Below are 19,075 nucleotides of genomic sequence, written 5' to 3'. Positions count from 1 at the left end.
CCGCCGTTGTTTCCGTCGTTATTTCCGTTCCAGCACCAGCAGCGGGTCGATGCGGGTGTCGAACCAGTTCATGCCCCAGTGCAGGTGCGGGCCGGTGGCACGGCCGGTGGCGCCCACCGCGGCGATCACCTGGCCCTGCTCGACACGGTCCCCCACCTTCACGTCGATGCGCGACAGGTGCAGGAAATTCGAGCTGACCCCGAAGCCGTGATCAAGCAGCAGGGTGCCGCCGGTCAGGTACAGGTCCGGGCCGGCGAAGGTGACGATGCCGGCGGCGGGGGCCTTCACCGGCGTGCCGGTCGGCACGGCGATGTCCATGCCGGAATGGCCGGCACCGGGCTGGCCGTTGTAGACGCGTGCGTTGCCGAAGCGTCCGCTGATGCGGCCCTGTACCGGCCAGATGAAGGTCTGGGTGAAGTCGGTGCGGTCGTCATCGCGGGCACGCGCGGCAGTCACCTGCGCCTGCTCGCGCTTGATCCGCTCGGCAATCGCCGGTGGCGGATTGACCGTCTTCGGCGGCACGCCATTGACCCGCTCGGTCGGCCAGTCACGCGGCGTCACGGCGATGGTCGCGGTTTCGCTGCCACCATCGGGAGTTTGCACCTGCACGCGCAGCGGGCCCTTCTCGTCGCGGCCGATGCCGAATACCACGCTGCCATAACCACTCACCCGCAGCTGGCGGCCGGCGTACTGCACGCGGCTGCCGGCGGGGACCTTGCCGATCACCAGTGCGCCCTGCGACGCGCTGGCCGGGAACACCACGCGGCTGTCGATCAGGCTGCCGATACCATCCTGCGCCTGTGCCGAAGGTGCCGGGAACAGGGGCGCTGCCAGCAGCAGCACCCCGACCAGGAGCGCGCCGCGCATCAGCGGTCGTAGGTCATGCGCTGGCCGGCGGGTTCGCCCACCAGTGCGTTGCCATCCCACACCAGCTGGCCGTTGACCCAGGTGGAAGCCACGCGCGAGCGGAACGTGGTGCCTTCAAAGGGCGACCAGCCGCACTTGGACAGCACGTCCTCGCGCTTGACCGTGAACGGAACGTCTTCGACCAGCACCAGGTCGGCGAAATAGCCTTCGCGCAGGAAGCCGCGCTCTTCCACGTCGAACAGCTGCGCCGGCGCATGCGCGAATTTCTGCACCACCTGCTCGCGGGTCAGCTTGCCCTCGTGCACGCGCTCGAGCGCGGCGACCAGCGCGTACTGCACCAGCGGCAGGCCCGACGGTGCCTGGGCGTACGGCTTCTGCTTCTCTTCCCAGGTGTGCGGGGCATGGTCGGTGGCGAGCACGTCCAGCACGTCATCGGCCAGCGCAGCGGTGATCGCTTCGCGGTCGGCCACCTCCTTGATCGCCGGGTTGCACTTGATCAGGTTGCCCTTGGTCGCATAGTCCGGGCGGGCGAAATGCAGGAAGTGCACGCAGGTTTCGGCGGTGATCTGCTTGCGGCTGCCATCGGCGCGGATCAGCGGCCCCTTCTCGAACAGCGCAAGCTCGTCGGCGGTCGAGATGTGCAGCACATGCAGGCGGGTGCCGTGCTTGCGCGCCAGCGACATCGCCAGCCGGGTCGACTTGATGCAGGCCTCGCGCGAACGGATGTCCGGGTGCATGTCCGGGGTCAGCGCATCGCCGTACTTCTCCTGGAAAGCCTTCAGGTTGGCATCGATCATCGGCGTGTCTTCGCAGTGCGTGATGATCGGGGTCGGGCATTCGCGGAAGATCGCGTCCAGCGTTTCCGGATTGTCGACCAGCATGTTGCCGGTCGAGGCACCCATGAACACCTTCACGCCTGGCGCCTTCTTCGGGTCCAGGGCGCGGATGGCCTCCAGGTTGTCATTGCTGGCGCCGTGGTAGAAACCGTAGTTGGCCCAGGCGCGGCCGCGTGCGAGCTCGTACTTGGCTTCGAGGATGGTCGAATCCAGCGTCGGCGGATTGGTGTTGGGCATGTCCATGAAGCTGGTCAGGCCACCGGCCACGGCCGCCGCCGATTCGCTGGCGATGTCGCCCTTGTGGGTCAGCCCCGGTTCGCGGAAGTGCACCTGGTCATCGATCATGCCGGGCAGCAGCCAGCGCCCGGCCGCATCCACCACCTGCTCGCCTTCGCGGGGCACCAGCCCGCTGCCGATCTGCGCGATGCGGCCGTTCTCGATGCGCAGGTCGCCGTCGAAGGTGCGGCCTTCGTTGACCATGCGGGCGTTGGTGATGAGCGTGGAGGACATGTCAGTGTTTTCCTGTGCAACGGCAAGAGGGGGCATCGGGAGACTCGGGCACCGGGTCGAAGCCACCGGGATGGAAGGGATGGCAGCGGCCCAGCCGGCACGCGGCCAGCCAGCTGCCGCGCAGCGGGCCGTGCCGCGAGATGGCGTCCATCGCGTATTCAGAACAACTCGGCACGAAACGGCAGCGCGGCCCCAGCAGGGGGCTGATGAAGCGCTTGTAGCAGCGCAGCAGGGCAATGAGCAGGCGCGAGATCACCCAGTCATCTTATGCCAGTTGGCATGAAGGCCGCATTTGTGCAGGATGGGCCGTTGGTCGCATGTCGCCGATGGCCTGCGACCGGTACCAGCACCCTCGGGTGCTGGCCAGGTTCCGTACCGCGCGAGGCGGTCCGTGTTCGTCGGACTGCCCCTTGGGCGCCTTGACTCCAGGACTGAATGGAGCAGGGCTGCCGAGGTTGCTGCTGCGGGTCGGGTAGGCTATAAAGGCCCGCTTTCCCGGGCCCCGGGGAATCCAAGGAAGAGCGTTTCGTGGCTGCTAAAAAAACTGCAAAGAAGGCCGCAACGGCCGCCAAGAAAACCGCCAAGCCTGTTGTGAAGAAGTTGGCGGCAAAGCCCGTTGCCAAGAAGCCGGCCAGCAAGCCGGCGACCAAGGCAGCGTCCTCGCAACCGGCGGCCAGGAAGGCCACCGCGAAGAAAACACCGGTCAAGGCGACCAAGCCTGCGGCGAAAAAGGCCGCTGCGCCCGCCAAGGCCAAGCCAGCGGTAGCCAGCAAGAAGGCGCCGGTGGTGAAGAAGGCTGCCAGCAAGGCCGCGCCGGTCAAGAAGACCGCCGCCAAGCCGGTGGCGAAGAAGGCCGCAGCCAAGCCGGCGCCGAAGGCGGTGGTGAAGAAGGCTGCAGCAACGCCGGTCGCCAAGCCGGCAGCGAAGAAGGTCGCTGTGGCCAAGCCGGTCGCCGCGCCTGCCGCTGTAAAGAAAGTTGCCAAGAATGTTGCCGCGCCGGCCGCCAAGCCGGCACCGGCCCCTGTAGTGAAGTCCGCACCGAAGCCTGCCGCCAAGCCGGCTCCGGCCAAGCCTGTCCCGGCCAAGACCGTGGCAGTGGCAGCAGCCCAGCCGGCCTCCAAGCCGGCCCCGGCCGCCGCTCCTGCTGCATCGAAGGCCCCGCAATCCAAGAATCCCGTGCCCGTTTCGAAATCGCCTGCCAAAACCGCCGTGAAATCCGATTCCGCCCCGAAGACCGTGTCGCGCCCTGTCGGCAAGGTTGCCGTGGCCGTCGCCGCCCGTTCGGCGGCACCGGCCCCGCGCAGCAAGTACAAGGTGGTCGAGTACAAGACCGACGAGGCCACTGGCCGCCCGATCCTGCCGGCTGGCTACAAGCCGTCCTCGGAAGAGGAATACATGAGCCCGCTGCAGCAGGAGTACTTCCGCCAGCGCCTGCAGAACTGGCGCGCCGACCTGGTGGAAGAGTCCAAGCAGACCATCGAGAACCTGCGCGAGGAAGTGCGTGACATCGGCGACGAAGCCGAGCGCGCGACCCGCGAGACCGAAAACTCGCTGGAGCTGCGCACGCGTGACCGCTACCGCAAGCTGATCGGCAAGATCGACAGCACGCTGAAGCGCCTGGAAGCCGGCGACTACGGCTACTGCGTGGACACCGGCGAAGAAATCGGCCTGGAGCGCCTGGAGGCGCGCCTGACTGCCGAGCGCACCATCGACGCCCAGGAGCGTTGGGAACACCTGCAGAAGCAGCAGGGCGACTGATTCCCGGCTGTTGCCAGGTCACGCGAAAAACCCGGCTCCGGCCGGGTTTTTTGTTGGGCGGTGGGGCGGCCCCTGTAGAGCCGAGCCCATGCTCGGCTCAAAGCAAAGCAAAGCAAAAGCAGCCGAGCATGGGCTCGGCTCTACAGAAAAAGCGGTGAAGCTGTTGGGTCCGCTTGTAGCGCCCGCCCGGCATGGCCCGTCGCTACCGGCGCGTGGGCGCACGGAAATCCGCTCTATTGCAGGTCGCGAAGATTCAGTTTCCGCAACGTCGGGTTCTTCCATGCCGTGATCCCGGCCACGCTGAGTACCGCGAAGCCGCCCAGCACCACCGCCGGGACCAGCCCCAGCAGGCGCGCCATGCTGCCGGCATAGAACGCGCCCAGCTCGTTGGAGGAGCTGATGAAGATGCCGTTGATCGACGATACGCGCCCACGCATCTCTTCCGGCGTGGCCAGCTGCAGGATGGTCGAGCGGATCACCACCGAGACGCCGTCGAAGGCGCCATAGAACAGCAGGATCAGCGCCGACAGCCAGAAGTGCTGCGACAGCCCGAAGCTGATCACGCACAGGCCGAAGCCGGCCACCGCGAACAGCAGCACGCGGCCGGCGTTGCGCTGCAGCGGGTGGCGGGCCAGCCACAGGCCGACGCATACCGAACCCAGTGCCGGCATCGCGCGCAGGATGCCAAGGCCTTCGGGGCCGTGGTGCAGGATCTCGTGCAGGAATGCCGGCAGCATCGCCACCACGCCGCCCAGCAGTACCGAGAACATGTCCAACGCCATCGCGCCGACCATGATCCGGTTGCCGACCACGAAGCGCGCGCCTTCGGCGATGCTCTGGAAGATCGGCGCAGCCGGGCCGGCATGCACCGGTTCCTCCACCTTCAGCGTGGCCAGGCAGGCCATCGCCACCAGTGCGAAGCCGGTGGCCACCGCATAGGACAGCCCCTTGCCACCCAGGCCGACCAGTACGCCACCCAGTGCCGGGCCGGCCACCATGCCCGCCTGGAACACCACGGCGCCGAGGCCGGCGCCGCGCGCGAACTGATCGCGTGCCAGTACGCGGGCGAACAGCGCGTTGTAGATCGGTGACAGGAAGGCGCGGACCATGCCGGTCAGCGCGATGGCGGCATAGATCGGCCACACGCCTGCAAAGGGCAGCCAGCCCTTGGCCACGCAGGTCAGCACCAGGGCGGTGGAGATCAACCCGGAGCAGGCCACCATGCCCAGCCGGCGGCGCGGCAGGTGGTCGACCAGGTAGCCCGCGAACGGGGCAACGCAGAAGAACGGCAGCACTTCCGCCAGGCCGACCAGGCCCAGCGAGAACGGATTGCGGGTGACTTCGTAGATATGCCAGCCGACGGTGACCGCCACCACCTGGTAGGACAGCATCGCGAAGATGCGGTACGCCAGCAGCTTGGCGAAACCGGGCCGGGATAGCAGCCCCAGCGCGGTGTCTTCGGCCGTGGCAGGCTCGCTCACGAAGGATCGCGCTGCAGCTGGGCCTGCGCGGTCTCGCGGATGAAGGCCAGCATCGCCGCGACGCCGTTGCTGCGGGTTGGCGAGAGGTGACGGGCCAGGCCGATGTCCTGGATGTAGCTCGGTTCGGTGTCCAGGATCTCCTGCGCCGAACGCCCGGAGTAGACGCGCAGGGCCAGGAAGATCAGGCCGGAAACGATGGCCGAGTCACTGATGGCATGGAAGCGCAGCGACTGCGCGTTGCCTTCCGGCACGATCCAGACCATCGACTGGCAGCCGAGCAGGCGGTGCTCTTCGGTCTTCCATTCTTCCGGGAAGGGCGGCAGCTTGCGGCCGAGGTCGATCAGGTACTGATAGCGCTCGGACCAGTCGCCGAAGAAGCCGAATTCCTCGGCGATGGCGGTCTGGGCCTCGGCGGCGGTGGGTTCAAGCGGGAACGGGGAGTCGGTCACAACAGTCTCTACAGTGGGGGCGTGGCCGGCAGGCCGGCCACGGGGCAGGGCGGGTCAGCCGCGCTTGCGCGACCAGCGTACGCCCTGCGGGGTGTCTTCCAGCACGATGCCTTCGGCGGCCAGCTGGTCGCGGATGGCGTCGGAACGAGCGAAATCGCGCGCCTTCTTGGCGGCGGCGCGCTCGTCGATCAGGCCCTGGATGCGTGCATCGTCGCCGTCATCGCCGGCGGCGGTGCCGAACCACTGGGCCGGATCGGCCTGCAGCAGGCCCAGCGCCAGCCCGGCACCCAGCAGTTCGCTCTTCAGGCGCGCCTGCTCGGCCGGATCGGTGGCGCGACGTGCGTCGGCGGCGATGCGGGCGACTTCGGCCAGCGCCTGCGGGGTGTTCAGGTCATCGTCCAGGGTGGCCTCGACGCTGGCCGGGATCACCGCGCCGGCCTCGATCGACGCCAGCTCGCGCAGCGTGCCGTACAGGCGGTCCAGGGTGCGCACCGACTGCTCGATGAGGCCATCGGACCAGTCCAGCGGCTGCCGGTAATGGGCCGACAGCAGGGCCAGGCGCAGCGCTTCCGGCGGATGCTGGCGCACCAAGTCATGCACGCGCTCGATGTTGCCCAGCGACTTGCTCATCTTGGCGCCGCCGAAGTTGAGCATGCCGTTGTGCAGCCAGAAGCGGGCGAAGATCCTGCCGCCGTGGGCACATTCGCTCTGCGCGATCTCGTTCTCGTGATGCGGGAACTGCAGGTCGACACCGCCGGCATGGATGTCGATGGTCTCGCCCAGATGGGCGGCGGCCATCGCCGAGCATTCGATGTGCCAGCCCGGGCGGCCACGGCCCCAGGGCGATTCCCAGCCGGGCAGGTCGTCACCGGACGGCTTCCACAGCACGAAGTCGCCGGGGTCGCGCTTGTACGGGGCCACGTCGACACGGGCGCCGGCCAGCATCTCTTCCGGATCGCGGCGCGAGAGCTTGCCGTAGCCGTCGAAGCTGGCTACCGCGAACAGCACGTGGCCTTCGGCGGCGTAGGCATGGCCGTTGCTGATCAGCTGCTCGATCATGGTGATGATCTGCGGCATGTGCGCGGTCACCTCCGGTTCGATGTCCGGCGGTACCACGCCCAGTGCGGCCATGTCTTCACGGTAAGCAGCGGCGAAGCGGTCGGTGATGGTGCTGATCGGCACGCCCTGTTCGCGTGCGGCGGTGTTGATCTTGTCGTCGACGTCGGTGATGTTGCGGGCGTAGCGCAGCGCGCCGAAACGGCGCCGCAGCAGGTCGGCCAGGACCCCGAACACCACCGGGCCACGGGCGTTGCCGATGTGCACGTAGTTGTAGACCGTGGGGCCGCACACATACAGGGTCGGACAGGCCGGGTCGAGCGGGGTGAACGGTTCGAGCTGGCGAGTCAGGTTGTTGTGCAGGCGCAGGGTCATGGGGCTGTGGCTGGGGGACAAGCCTGTGATTTTAGAACGTGTCGGGGCCCTTTGGGGCGCCGGTTGCCACCGGTGGACGCCGGCTCCGCCCAAGGTGGGGTGGGCAGGAGCGGCGTGGACGGGTAATGTTCAGCCCCTTGCGCTCGTCACTGCCTACACTATTGCCGTGTCCTTGCTCCCGTCGCCAATGAAATCCACCGCGTTGCTGACCCTGGCCTGCCTGTCGGCGACGGCCGCCGTGGCCCAGGCGCAGGAGGCCGAGCCGCGCAACCGGGTGGTGATCGTGGAGAACGTGAAGTTCGACTACGCACAGGTGCTGAACGTCGAGCCGGTGTTCCAGACCCTGCGCGCGACCCGGACCGAGGAGCATTGCGAGCCGATCTCGACCCGGACCCTGGCCCCGGTCAATGTCACCGGTGAGGAGCCGGTCGAGGACAAGGGCCGGATCAGCCGCTTCTGGGATTCGGTCCGCTCGATGTTCAAGCGCAGCGACGAGGAGGGTTCGGAGGAGGCCGCCGTCGAGACGCCCGCCCCGGCCCCGGCCAACAACGGCCCGATGCTGACCCGTGACTGCCGCATCGTGCCGGTGGGGCGTGAATTCCGCCGGCCCATCGCCTACGACGTGGACTATGTCTACAAGGGCACCAAGTACCGCTCGCGGCTGCCGGAAGACCCCGGCAACCGGCTCAAGATCCGGGTGTCGATCACCCCCTGGGTCGGCCCGGAGCAGGGCACCGCCAGCAATCCCTGATTCTGCGACCCCGGCCCCTTGCGCCGGCCCCGGCCGCATGCAAAGATGGTTGACCATGAAGCTCACCGACTTCCAGCACGACAGCAGCGCAGCCCGACAGGCGTCGGGCATGACCTCGCGTGCGCGTCGACCGGAACCCCACATCCTCGCTGGGTAACCGGAGCTTTCTGCTGTTCGTCCGAAAAAAACCCAGCCCTCCGGCTGGGTTTTTTCGTTTCCGCGTCCTGAAAGCTGCAACTGCAACCTTTTCGCTCCACCTTTGGTTCCTGCTTTTCCCTTCCACCGCGTCGACCCCGGCGCCGCCACGCAAGGAAAGATGATGTCCCCCAAGCACTTCCTGAACACCCAGGACTGGAGCCGCAGCGATCTTGACGCGCTGCTGACCCAGGCCGCGCTGTTCAAGCGCAACAAGCTCGGCGACCAGCTCAAGGGCAAGTCGATCGCGCTGGTGTTCTTCAACCCGTCCATGCGCACCCGCACCAGCTTCGAACTGGGCGCGTTCCAGCTCGGTGCCCACGCGGTGGTGCTGCAGCCGGGCAAGGATGCGTGGCCGATCGAGTTCAACCTCGGCACGGTAATGGACGGTGATACCGAAGAGCACATCGCTGAAGTGGCCAAGGTGCTGGGCCGTTACTGCGACATCATTGCGGTGCGTGCGTTCCCGAAGTTCATCGACTGGGCCTACGACCGCCAGGACATCGTCCTCAACAGCTTCGCCAGGTACTCGCCGGTGCCGGTCATCAACATGGAGACCATCACCCACCCGTGCCAGGAACTGGCCCACATCATGGCGCTGCAGGAGCACTTCGGCACCCAGGACCTGCGCGGCAAGAAGTACGTGCTGACCTGGACCTACCACCCGAAGCCGCTGAACACCGCAGTGGCCAACTCGGCGCTGACCATCGCCACCCGCATGGGCATGGACGTGACCCTGCTGTGCCCGACCGCCGACTACATCCTCGATGACCGCTACATGGGCTGGGCCGAGCAGAACGTGGCCGAGAGCGGTGGCTCGCTGAAGATCAGCCATGACATCGACAGCGCCTACGCCGGCGCCGACGTGGTCTACGCCAAGAGCTGGGGCGCGCTGCCGTTCTTCGGCAACTGGGAGCCGGAAAAGCCGATCCGCGACCAGTTCAAGCACTTCATCGTTGACGAGCGGAAGATGGCAATGACCAACAATGGCGTGTTCAGCCATTGCCTTCCGCTGCGCCGGAACGTGAAGGCCACCGATGCGGTGATGGATTCGCCGCAGTGCATCGCCATCAACGAAGCCGAGAACCGCCTGCACGTGCAGAAGGCGATCATGGCGGCCGTTGCCGGGCGCTGAATCGAACAAGGGGTAGAGCCGACCGTTGGTCGGCTGCTCCCGCAGCGGCGCATCCCACGTTTCAGCCGGCCAACGGTCGGCGCTACCGAACTTTCATCTTCCAAGTGGACCTGACCCCCATGAGCAACAAAGACGTTGTCCTCGCCTTCTCCGGCGGCCTCGATACCAGCTTCTGCGTGCCGTACCTGCAGGAGCGCGGATACAACGTGCATACCGTGTTCGCCGACACCGGCGGCGTGGATGACGAAGAACGCGATTTCATCGAGAAGCGCGCCGCCGAGCTGGGCGTGACCAGCCATGTCACCGTCAACGGCGGCCCGGCCATCTGGGAAGGCTTCGTCAAGCCGTTCGTCTGGGCCGGCGAGGGCTACCAGGGCCAGTACCCGCTGCTGGTGTCGGACCGCTACCTGATCGTCGACGCCGCGCTGAAGCGCGCTGCCGAGCTGGGCACCAACATCATCGCCCACGGCTGCACCGGCATGGGCAATGACCAGGTCCGCTTCGACCTGGCGGTGAAGGCGCTGGGCGACTACCAGATCATCGCGCCGATCCGCGAGATCCAGAAGGAACACACCCAGACCCGCGCTTACGAGCAGAAGTACCTGGAAGAGCGCGGCTTCGGCGTGCGTGCCAAGCAGCAGGCCTACACCATCAACGAGAACCTGCTGGGTGTGACCATGTCCGGTGGCGAGATCGATCGCTGGGAGGCGCCGGGCGAGGGTGCCCGTGGCTGGTGCTCGCCGCGCAGCGAATGGCCGGAGCAGGCACTGACCGTCAGCCTGAAGTTCGTCGAAGGCGAAGCCGTTGAACTGAACGGCAAGGCGCTGCCGGGCGACCAGATCCTGGCCCAGCTCAACAAGTTGTTCGCCCCGTACGGTGTCGGCCGCGGCGTCTACACCGGCGACACCGTGATCGGCCTGAAGGGCCGCATCGTGTTCGAGGCCCCGGGCCTGGTTTCGCTGCTGGCCGCGCACCGCGCGCTGGAAGACGCCGTGCTGACCAAGCAGCAGAACCGCTTCAAGCCGGACGTGGCGCGCAAGTGGGTCGAGCTGGTGTACGAAGGCTTCTACCACGACCCGCTGAAGACCGACATCGAGGCCTTCCTGAAGTCCTCGCAGGCCAAGGTCAACGGTGAAGTGGTGCTGGAAACCCGTGGCGGCCGCGTCGATGCGGTGGCGGTGAAGTCGCCGCACCTGCTCAATGCCAAGGGGGCCACCTACGCGCAGTCGGCCGACTGGGGCGTGGAGGAGGCCGAGGGCTTCATCAAGCTGTTCGGCATGAGCTCGACGCTGTTTGCTCAAGTCAACCGTGGTTGACTTGAGCACGAGCCCACGCATTTCACCTTGACCCTGCGCCTTCGGCGCGCCCCCTTGAGCAAACCGCAAGCGGTTTGCCCGCGCATTCCACCTTGACCCTGCGCCGTTGGCGCGCCCCCTTCAACAGGAAGGGGGCTCTCCTCCAGCCAAGGTTGATGGCGGCATCACAGGAACTGTTGATTCATGCTTGAACAGACGCTCGATCACCTGCAGGCCCTGGTGTCCTTCGACACCCGTAATCCGCCGCGTGCGATCACCACCGGTGGCATCTTCGATTACCTGCGTGCGAACCTGCCCGGCTTCCATGTCGAGGTGATCGACCACGGTGCCGGTGCGGTCAGCCTGTACGCGGTGCGTGGGACGCCGAAGTACCTGTTCAACGTGCATCTGGATACCGTGCCGGATTCGCCGCACTGGAGTGCCGACCCGCACGTGATGCGCCGCCTCGACGACCGCGTGGTCGGCCTCGGCGTCTGTGACATCAAGGGCGCTGCTGCCGCGCTGGTGGCTGCGGCCAATGCCAGCAACGGCGATGCCGCGTTCCTGTTCTCCAGTGACGAGGAGGCCAACGATCCGCGCTGCATCGCCGCGTTCCTGGCCCGCGGGCTGCCCTATGAAGCGGTGCTGGTCGCCGAGCCGACCATGAGCGAAGCAGTGCTGGCACACCGGGGCATCAGTTCGGTGCTGATGCAGTTCGCCGGCCGTGCCGGCCATGCCTCCGGCAAGCAGGATGCCGCCGCCAGCGCACTGCACCAGGCCATGCGCTGGGGCAACCGTGCGCTGGACCACGTGGAATCGCTGGCCTCGGCCCGCTTCGGCGGGCTGACCGGGCTTCGCTTCAACATCGGTCGCGTAGAAGGCGGGATCAAGGCCAACATGATCGCGCCGGCCGCCGAAGTGCGCTTCGGCTTCCGCCCGCTGCCGTCGATGGACATCGACGGGCTGCTGGCGACGTTTGCCGGGTTCGCCGAGCCGGAAGCGGCGCTGTTCACCGAAACCTTCCGTGGCCCCAGCCTGCCTGCCGGCGACATCGCCGAGGCCGAAAACCGCCGCCTGCTGGCGCGCGACGTGGCCGATGCGCTGGAGCTGCCGATCGGCAACGCGGTGGATTTCTGGACCGAAGCCTCGCTGTTCTCCGCTGCCGGTTACACCACCCTGGTGTTCGGCCCGGGTGACATCGCCCAGGCCCACACCGCCGACGAGTTCGTAACGCTGGACCAGCTGCAGCGCTATACCGACGCCGTGCACCGCATCATCGCCGCCGGCGCCTGATCGACCCCACAACGCCGCCCGGCCCCGGCCGGGTGGAACTGCAACGCGGCGACCGCCGCCTGTGACGAAACCGAAATGTCTCCTGCCCTCCAGCCCCACCGCCAGACCCGCCAGACCATCGTGCGCCTGCTTTCGAGCATGGCCAGCGCGAAGGAGATCAGCCAGTACCTCAAGCGCTTCTCGCAGCTGGACGCCAAGCGCTTCGCCGTGGTCAAGGTCGGCGGCGCGGTGCTGCGCGACGACCTCGACGCGCTGACGTCCTCGCTGTCGTTCCTGCAGGAAGTCGGGCTGACCCCGATCGTGCTGCACGGTGCCGGCCCGCAGCTGGATGCCGAGCTGTCCGCAGCCGGCATCGAGAAGCAGACCGTCAACGGCCTGCGCGTGACCTCGCCGGAAGCGCTGGCGATCGTGCGCCGGGTGTTCCAGCAGTCCAACCTGCGCCTGGTCGAGGCGCTGCAGCAGAACGGTGCGCGTGCCACCTCGATCACCGGTGGCGTGTTCGAGGCCGAGTACCTGGACGTGGATACCTACGGCCTGGTCGGCGAGGTGAAGAAGGTCAACCTGGCGCCGATCGAGGCCAGCCTGCGCGCGGGCTCGATTCCGGTCATCACCAGCCTCGGCGAGACTGCCGGTGGCCAGATCCTCAACGTCAACGCCGACTTTGCCGCCAATGAGCTGGTGCAGGAACTGCAGCCGTACAAGATCATCTTCCTGACCGGCACCGGCGGCCTGCTGGACGAGCAGGGCAATGTGATCGATTCGATCAACCTGTCCACCGAGTACGACCACCTGATCGCGCAGCCGTGGATCCACGGTGGCATGAAGGTGAAGATCGAGCAGATCAAGGACCTGCTCGACCGCCTGCCGCTGGAATCGTCGGTGTCGATCACCCGCCCGGCCGACCTGGCCAAGGAGCTGTTCACCCACAAGGGCTCGGGCACGCTGGTGCGCAAGGGCGAGAAGGTGCTGCGCGCCACCGCCTGGAACGAACTGGACCTGCCGCGGCTGAAGGGCCTGATCGAATCCAGCTTCGGCCGCACCCTGGTGCCGGACTACTTCGACAAGACCCGGCTGCTGCGCGCCTACGTCAGCGAGAACTACCGCACCGCGGTGATCCTCACCGACGAGGCCGAGGGCGTGTACCTGGACAAGTTCGCGGTGCTGGACGATGCGCAGGGCGAGGGCCTGGGCCGGGCGGTGTGGAACGTGATGCTGGAGGAAACCCCGCAGCTGTTCTGGCGCTCGCGCCACGGCAACCCGATCAACCACTTCTACTATGCCGAATCCGAGGGCTGCTACAAGCAGGACCATTGGAAGGTATTCTGGTTCGGCGCCGACGGCATCGACCGCATCAAGACCTATGTCGACCACTGTGCGCGGCGCGCGCCGAGCCTGCAGGGGTAAGTGATGAGCACTACCGACGCCTGGAATGCAGTCCCCACGCTGCGCGGCCGGCACGTGACCCTGCAGCCGCTGCAGCTCGAACACGTGCCGGGCCTGTGCGACGCGCTCGAAGGCAGTGGCCTGGACCAGCTCTGGTACACCCAGGTGCCGGCGCCGCAGCAGGTCGAGCCGTACGTGCAGGCCGCGCTGAAGGCGCAGGCCGAAGGCAAGGCACTGCCGTTCGTGATCCGTGATGCGACCGGCGCCATCATCGGCAGCACGCGCTTCTACGACCTGGATGCCGGCGTGCCCAGGCTCAGCCTCGGCTACACCTGGTACACGCCGCGCGTGCAGCGCACCGGCGCCAACACCGAAGCCAAGCTGTTGCTGCTGCAGCATGCCTTCGAGGCCATGGGCTGCATCAGCGTGGTGCTGGAGACCAGCTGGTTCAACTTCACCTCGCGCACCGCCATCGCCCGCCTCGGCGCCAAGCAGGACGGCGTGCTGCGCAACCACAAGCGGCACCCCGATGGCACGCCGCGCGACACCGTCATCTTCTCCATCATCGATACGGAATGGCAGGGCGTGAAGCGCCATCTGCAGTACCGCCTGGACAGCCACGCATGAACGATTCGACTTTCACCCTGGGCATCGTCGGTGCCCGCGGCCATACCGGCGCCGAGCTGATCAAGCTGGTGGCCGCCCACCCGCGCCTGAAGCTGGCATTCGTATCCTCGCGCGAGCGCGCCGGGCAGCGCCTGTCCGACCACCATCCGGAGTTCCAGGGCGAGCTGCAGTACGAGAACCTGGACGCCGCCGCGGTGGCCGCCAAGGGCGTGGATGCGGTGATCCTGGCCCTGCCCAATGGCCTTGCCGCACCGTTCGTGGCCGCACTGGAGGCGGCCAGGCCGGACACCGTGATCGTGGACCTGTCGGCCGATTACCGTTTCGACAACAGCTGGTATTACGGCCTGCCGGAGCTGACCCGCAACCGCTACAACGGCCAGAAGCACATCAGCAACCCGGGCTGCTATGCCACGGCCATGCAGCTGGCGGTCCATCCGCTGCTGGACCTGCTGGCCGGCCCACCGCAGTGCTTTGGCGTGTCCGGCTATTCTGGTGCCGGTACCACGCCGTCGGACAAGAACAACGTCGAACTGCTGGCCGACAACCTGATGCCGTACGCGCTGACCAACCACGTGCACGAGCGCGAGGTGTCGGTGCAGCTGGGCGTGGCGGTCGAATTCATGCCGCACGTCGCCCCGCATTTCCGCGGCATCACGCTTACCGCCAACCTGTGGCTGAACCGGGTGCAGACCCGCGAGCAGATCATCGAGCGCTTCCAGCAGGCCTATGCCGGCGAAGCACTCATCGACGTCGTGGATGAAGCGCCGTGGGTCAGCCGCATCGCCGGCCGCCATGGTGCGCAGGTCGGCGGCTTCACCCTGGCCCCGGGTGGCAAGCGGGTGGTGGTGGTGGCGACCCTGGACAATCTTCTGAAAGGCGCGGCCACCCAGGCCATGCAGAATCTCAATCTCGCGCTGGGCATCGACGAACTGACGTCGATCCCGCACTGAACACGCAATCCGGAGCCCCCATGGCAGACCTTCTTTGGCAGAAGCCCGGCGTCGCCGTCGACGCACAGATCCAGACCTTCCTCGCCGGCGACGACGTGATCCTCGATCGCGAGTTCTTCCTGCACGACATCGCCGCCAGTGCCGCGCATGCGCAGGGCCTGCAGCACATCGGCATCCTCAGCGCCGATGAACTGGCTGGCCTGCTGCGCGAGCTGGAGCTGCTGGCGCAGGACTTCCGCGAGGGCCGTTTCGTGCTGGATACGCAGTACGAGGATGGCCACTCGGCGATCGAGGCGCGGCTGACCGAGCGCCTCGGCGATGCCGGCCGCAAGATCCACACCGGGCGCAGCCGCAACGACCAGATCCTGGTCGCGACCCGCCTGTGGTTGAAGGAGAAGCTGCAGCGCGTGGCCCAGCTCAGTGCCGAAGTGGCCAAGGTCGCACTGGATCGCGCAGAGGCCGAGAAGGCGCTGCCGATTCCCGGCTACACCCACATCCAGCGCGCGGTGGTGTCCTCGGCCGGCATGTGGTGGGCGGGTTGGGCCGAGGCGTTCATCGACAATGCCGTCCGCGCCCGTGATACCCACGCCCTGGTCGATGCCAACCCGCTTGGCACCGCCGCCGGCTATGGCGTGAACCTGCCGCTGGACCGCGAGCACACCACTGCCGCACTCGGCTTTGCACGCATGCAGGTGTCGCCGATCTACGCGCAGCTGTCGCGCGGCAAGTTCGAGCTGGCCGCACTGGAAGCCCTCGGCGGCGCAACCCTGGACCTGCGCCGCATCGCCTGGGACCTGTCGCTGTTCACCAGCGCCGAGTTCGGCTTCGTGGCGTTGCCGGCGCAGTACACCACCGGCAGCTCGATCATGCCCAACAAGCGCAACCCGGATGTGATCGAACTGATGCGCGCGACCCACGCCAGCGTTGCCGCGGCACGCACCGAGATCGAGCAGCTGCTGTCGCTGCCCTCGGGCTACCACCGCGACCTGCAGTCGTCCAAGGGCGCCATCTTCCATGGCTTCGGCCGCGGCCTGGCCGCACTGGAACTGCTGCCGGCGCTGCTGGCGAACCTGGAATGGCGCGACGACAGGCTGCGCGCGGCCATCGACTCGGGCATGTACGCCACCGACGTTGCGGTGGAAGCGGCGGTCGCCGGCGTACCGTTCCGGGAAGCCTACAAGGCTGCTGCGGCGGGCGCCGAAAGCGCAGGGCAGGGACGCACCCCGGAAGGCAGCCTGGCTGCGCGCGTGTCGCCGGGCTCGGCGTCCGACCTGCGCCTGGATGAGCTGCGCGCACGCTGGCAGGCGCTGTCCTGATGGCCGCCACCGTGTACCTGGTGCTGGCGATGCGGCGGCCGGACTTCGATGCTGCCGCGGTGCAGCCACACCGAGATTTCCTTGAGGCATTGCAGGCCCAGGGCAAGCTGCAGCTGACCGGTGGATTCGCCGATGGCAGTGGGGGTGCCTATGTGCTGTGCAACGTGGAAAGCCTGGCGCAGGCGCAGGCCATTGTTGCCACCGATCCGCTGGTGACGATGCAGGCGTCCGACCTGACCGTGCACGAATGGAACACCCGCTGAGGCCCTGACCGATGACCCTGCATGCCGCCGCTGTCGCCTCGCCGTTCCCGGAACAGCGGTTGCCACCGTGGCGGCGTGCGGTGTTGAAGGTCGGCAGCAGCCTGCTGGCCGCCGATGGCGGCGGCCTGTCACCGCGGCATGCACTGGGCCTGGCCCAGTTCGTTTCGGCCAATGTGCTGGCCGGGCGCGAAGTGGTGATCGTGTCGTCCGGCGCGGTCGCCGCAGGTCGCGCGATCCTGCCGCGGGCCGATGAACCGGGGGCGGCAATGGCGGCGCGGCAAGCGTTGGCCGCGCTCGGCCAGGCCCAGCTGATCGGTCTCTGGCAGCGCTTCTTCGAACGCCCGGTGGCGCAGGTCCTGCTCACCCACGATGACCTGCGCAATCGCCGTCGCTACCTCAATGCCCGCGCCACGCTCAGTGAGCTGTTGCGGCTGGGCGCACTGCCGGTGGTCAACGAGAACGACACCGTGTCGGTGGATGAGCTCAAGCTCGGTGACAACGACAACCTGGCCGCGACCGTGGCGGCACTGGTCGACGCCGATGCGCTGTTCATCGCCACCGATATCGACGGCTTGTACAGCGCAGACCCCCGCACGGTTGCCGATGCACGGCCGCTGCACGAGGTGCCCGAACTGAGCGACGAGGTGCTGGCGATGGCCGGCGGCGCCGGCTCGCGCGCCGGCACCGGTGGCATGCGCACCAAGCTGGAGGCCGCCGCGAAGGCGGGCCGCCTCGGCATCGAGACCTACCTGTTCAATGGCCGCCACGGCGACGTGGTGCGCGCGCTGGCGCAGGACCGCCTGTTCGGCACCCGCATCCACGCTGCACGCAGCCGTGAGGCGGCGCGCAAGCACTGGCTGCGGCACGCGCCGCTGGCCGACGGCGCGATCGTCATCGACGCCGGTGCGGCACAGGCGATGCGCGAGAAGGGCGCCTCGCTGCTGGCCGGTGGCATCACCGGTGCGGAGGGCGCGTTCCGCCGCGGTGACATGGTGCAAGTGTGCTGGGATGCACCGCAGGGCCGTATCTGTGTGGCCCGTGGCGTCAGCCAGTACGCAGCCGATGACGTGCGCCGGATCGCGGGCCATCATTCGCGCGACATCCAGTCCGTGCTGGGCTACAACTACGGCGGCAGTGTCGTCCATCGTGACGATCTGGTGCTGCCATGACCGGTTTGAAGGACACTCCCATGAGCGGAATCGAAGCACAGGCGCGTGCCTGCCGTGATGCGGCCCAGATCGTGGCTGGCCTCGACAGCGCAGCCCGGCGCGCGCTGTTGATGGCGATGGCGCAAGCGCTGGAAGTGAATGCCGGGCTGATCCTGGCCGGCAATGCACGCGACCTTGCGGCTGCACGCGAAAAGGGCGTGGGCAGTGCCATGCTCGATCGCCTGGCGCTGGACCCGCCACGTCTGCTGGCCATGGCCGACGCCGTGCGTGAAGTGGCGGGGTTGCCGGACCCGGTCGGCCAGGTAACCCGCGATGATGTGCGCCCGAACGGCATCCGCGTGCAGAAGGTGCGCGTGCCGCTGGGAGTGATCGCGATGATCTACGAGGCGCGCCCCAACGTGACCGCCGAAGCCGCAGCGCTGTGCCTGAAGGCAGGCAACGGGGTGATCCTGCGCGGCGGCTCCGAGGCCCTCCATTCCAATACCGCGATCGCGCAGGCGCTGGCCGGTGCCTTGCAGGCCAAGGGTGTACCGGCGGCCGCGGTGACCGTGCTGACCGACCTGCGCCGCGAGGCCATGCTGGAGCTGCTGCAGCTGCACGAGCTGATCGACCTGGCGATCCCGCGTGGCGGCGAAGGCCTGATCCGCTTCGTGGCCGAGCATGCGCGGGTACCGGTGATCAAGCACTACAAGGGGGTCTGCCATCTGTTCGTGGATGCCAGTGCCGACCTTGGCATGGCCGTCGACCTGCTGGTGGATGGCAAGTGCAGCCGCCCGGCGGCCTGCAACTCGCTGGAGACGCTGCTGGTGCACCGTGATGCCGCGGCAGCATTCCTGCCGCGGGTGGCGCAGGCGCTCGGCGAGCGTGGCGTGCAGCTGCGTGCCGATGCGCAGGCGCAGCCGCTGCTGCCGGGCAGCACGGCGGCCAGCGAGGACGACTATGCCGCCGAGTTCCTTGACCTGGTGCTGGCGGTGCGCGTGGTCGACGATCTCGATGCCGCCATTGCGCACATCCGCCGCTATACCTCCGACCACACCGAAGTGATCGCCACCGGCGATGCCGGCCATGCCGAGCGTTTCGTCAATGCACTGCGCTCGGCGGTGGTGATGGTCAACGCTTCGTCGCGCTTCTCCGATGGTGGCCAGCTTGGCCTCGGCAGCGAGATCGGCATTTCCACCACGCGCCTGCATGCCTACGGGCCGATGGGCCTGGAAGCGCTCACCGTCGAGCGCTTCGTTGTGCGCGGCGAAGGCCAGACCCGGGCCTGAGGAGACCTGGATGCCGGCCAGCGGGCTGCATAGGCAGTAGATCCACGCCATGCGTGGATGCTCTGTGGATGCCAGCCAGCGGCCGGCACGACCTGCGG

At 67.5% G+C, this 19,075-nt stretch carries 18 protein-coding genes; 12 read left to right on the top strand and 6 right to left on the bottom strand.

Going from position 1 to position 19,075, the window contains the following annotated elements; genetic code table 11:
* Positions 1-18: 18 nt before the first annotated feature.
* From Q0P60_RS03680 to yidD, 3 genes are read right to left on the bottom strand one after another with little or no spacing between them, the layout of a single operon-like run.
* A complete protein-coding gene (locus tag Q0P60_RS03680) occupies positions 19-867 on the bottom strand; it encodes a M23 family metallopeptidase (RefSeq protein WP_294988343.1) in 849 nt (282 codons plus the stop codon).
* On the bottom strand, positions 867-2,213 hold the full coding sequence (locus Q0P60_RS03675; RefSeq protein WP_294988340.1) for a dihydroorotase: 1,347 nt from the start codon (positions 2,211-2,213) through the stop codon (positions 867-869). The genes Q0P60_RS03680 and Q0P60_RS03675 overlap by 1 nt, the downstream gene beginning before the upstream one ends.
* 1 nt (position 2,214) lies before the next feature.
* Positions 2,215-2,469: a membrane protein insertion efficiency factor YidD gene (gene yidD / locus Q0P60_RS03670; RefSeq protein ID WP_294988337.1), complete on the bottom strand. Its 255-nt coding sequence runs from the start codon at positions 2,467-2,469 to the stop codon at positions 2,215-2,217.
* A gap of 272 nt (positions 2,470-2,741) precedes the next feature.
* Here yidD and dksA point away from each other — a divergent pair, with 272 nt between their 5' ends.
* Entirely contained in the window at positions 2,742-3,971 is a 1,230-nt protein-coding gene (dksA, locus tag Q0P60_RS03665; RefSeq protein WP_294988335.1) for an RNA polymerase-binding protein DksA, read from the top strand.
* A 233-nt stretch (positions 3,972-4,204) separates the two neighbouring features.
* Here dksA and Q0P60_RS03660 read toward each other — a convergent pair whose 3' ends face one another.
* Genes Q0P60_RS03660 through cysS form a run of 3 tightly spaced genes read right to left on the bottom strand, consistent with a single transcriptional unit; the run spans position 4,205 to position 7,332 of the window.
* The gene (locus Q0P60_RS03660; RefSeq protein WP_294988331.1) at positions 4,205-5,452 is read right to left on the bottom strand and encodes an MFS transporter; all 1,248 of its coding nucleotides are present in this window, start codon (positions 5,450-5,452) and stop codon (positions 4,205-4,207) included.
* Positions 5,449-5,901, bottom strand: coding sequence for a SufE family protein (locus Q0P60_RS03655; protein WP_180868320.1), 453 nt, complete (start codon positions 5,899-5,901; stop codon positions 5,449-5,451). Before Q0P60_RS03655 ends, Q0P60_RS03660 begins: the two co-directional genes overlap by 4 nt.
* Positions 5,902-5,955: 54 nt before the next feature.
* Positions 5,956-7,332 carry a cysteine--tRNA ligase gene (gene cysS, locus Q0P60_RS03650; RefSeq protein WP_294988326.1) on the bottom strand — a complete coding sequence of 459 codons (1,377 nt, stop codon included), beginning with the start codon at positions 7,330-7,332 and terminating at the stop codon, positions 5,956-5,958.
* Positions 7,333-7,519: 187 nt separating this feature from the next.
* On the opposite strand from cysS, the gene Q0P60_RS03645 reads away from it, so the two are divergent.
* The 11 genes from Q0P60_RS03645 (at position 7,520) to Q0P60_RS03595 (ending at position 18,977) form a co-directional block, all read left to right on the top strand.
* Positions 7,520-8,083: a hypothetical protein gene (locus tag Q0P60_RS03645; RefSeq protein WP_294988322.1), complete on the top strand. Its 564-nt coding sequence runs from the start codon at positions 7,520-7,522 to the stop codon at positions 8,081-8,083.
* A gap of 319 nt (positions 8,084-8,402) precedes the next feature.
* On the top strand, positions 8,403-9,413 hold the full coding sequence (locus Q0P60_RS03640; protein ID WP_294988319.1) for an N-acetylornithine carbamoyltransferase: 1,011 nt from the start codon (positions 8,403-8,405) through the stop codon (positions 9,411-9,413).
* Between the two features lie 119 nt (positions 9,414-9,532).
* Positions 9,533-10,729 carry an argininosuccinate synthase gene (locus Q0P60_RS03635; RefSeq protein ID WP_294988316.1) on the top strand — a complete coding sequence of 399 codons (1,197 nt, stop codon included), beginning with the start codon at positions 9,533-9,535 and terminating at the stop codon, positions 10,727-10,729.
* Positions 10,730-10,912: 183 nt separating this feature from the next.
* On the top strand, positions 10,913-12,001 hold the full coding sequence (locus tag Q0P60_RS03630) for an acetylornithine deacetylase (protein WP_294988313.1): 1,089 nt from the start codon (positions 10,913-10,915) through the stop codon (positions 11,999-12,001).
* 75 nt (positions 12,002-12,076) lie between these two features.
* On the top strand, positions 12,077-13,405 hold the full coding sequence (locus tag Q0P60_RS03625; protein ID WP_294988310.1) for an acetylglutamate kinase: 1,329 nt from the start codon (positions 12,077-12,079) through the stop codon (positions 13,403-13,405).
* A 3-nt stretch (positions 13,406-13,408) separates the two neighbouring features.
* Positions 13,409-14,011, top strand: a complete 603-nt coding sequence (locus Q0P60_RS03620) for a GNAT family protein (protein WP_294988307.1) — start codon at positions 13,409-13,411, stop codon at positions 14,009-14,011.
* Positions 14,008-14,961 carry an N-acetyl-gamma-glutamyl-phosphate reductase gene (gene argC, locus Q0P60_RS03615; protein WP_294988304.1) on the top strand — a complete coding sequence of 318 codons (954 nt, stop codon included), beginning with the start codon at positions 14,008-14,010 and terminating at the stop codon, positions 14,959-14,961. The genes Q0P60_RS03620 and argC overlap by 4 nt, the downstream gene beginning before the upstream one ends.
* A 20-nt stretch (positions 14,962-14,981) precedes the next feature.
* Positions 14,982-16,277, top strand: a complete 1,296-nt coding sequence (gene argH, locus Q0P60_RS03610; RefSeq protein ID WP_294988301.1) for an argininosuccinate lyase — start codon at positions 14,982-14,984, stop codon at positions 16,275-16,277.
* Positions 16,277-16,540: a YciI family protein gene (locus Q0P60_RS03605; RefSeq protein ID WP_294988298.1), complete on the top strand. Its 264-nt coding sequence runs from the start codon at positions 16,277-16,279 to the stop codon at positions 16,538-16,540. The genes argH and Q0P60_RS03605 overlap by 1 nt, the downstream gene beginning before the upstream one ends.
* Before the next feature lie 11 nt (positions 16,541-16,551).
* The gene (gene proB / locus Q0P60_RS03600; protein WP_294988295.1) at positions 16,552-17,709 is read left to right on the top strand and encodes a glutamate 5-kinase; all 1,158 of its coding nucleotides are present in this window, start codon (positions 16,552-16,554) and stop codon (positions 17,707-17,709) included.
* Entirely contained in the window at positions 17,706-18,977 is a 1,272-nt protein-coding gene (locus Q0P60_RS03595) for a glutamate-5-semialdehyde dehydrogenase (protein WP_294988292.1), read from the top strand. The genes proB and Q0P60_RS03595 overlap by 4 nt, the downstream gene beginning before the upstream one ends.
* Positions 18,978-19,075: the final 98 nt, after the last annotated feature.

The sequence above is a fragment of the uncultured Stenotrophomonas sp. genome (assembly GCF_945952405.1).
Classification (GTDB): domain Bacteria; phylum Pseudomonadota; class Gammaproteobacteria; order Xanthomonadales; family Xanthomonadaceae; genus Stenotrophomonas.
Note: the sequence above shows the minus strand (reverse complement) of the source record. Positions and strands in the feature narration are given on the sequence as shown.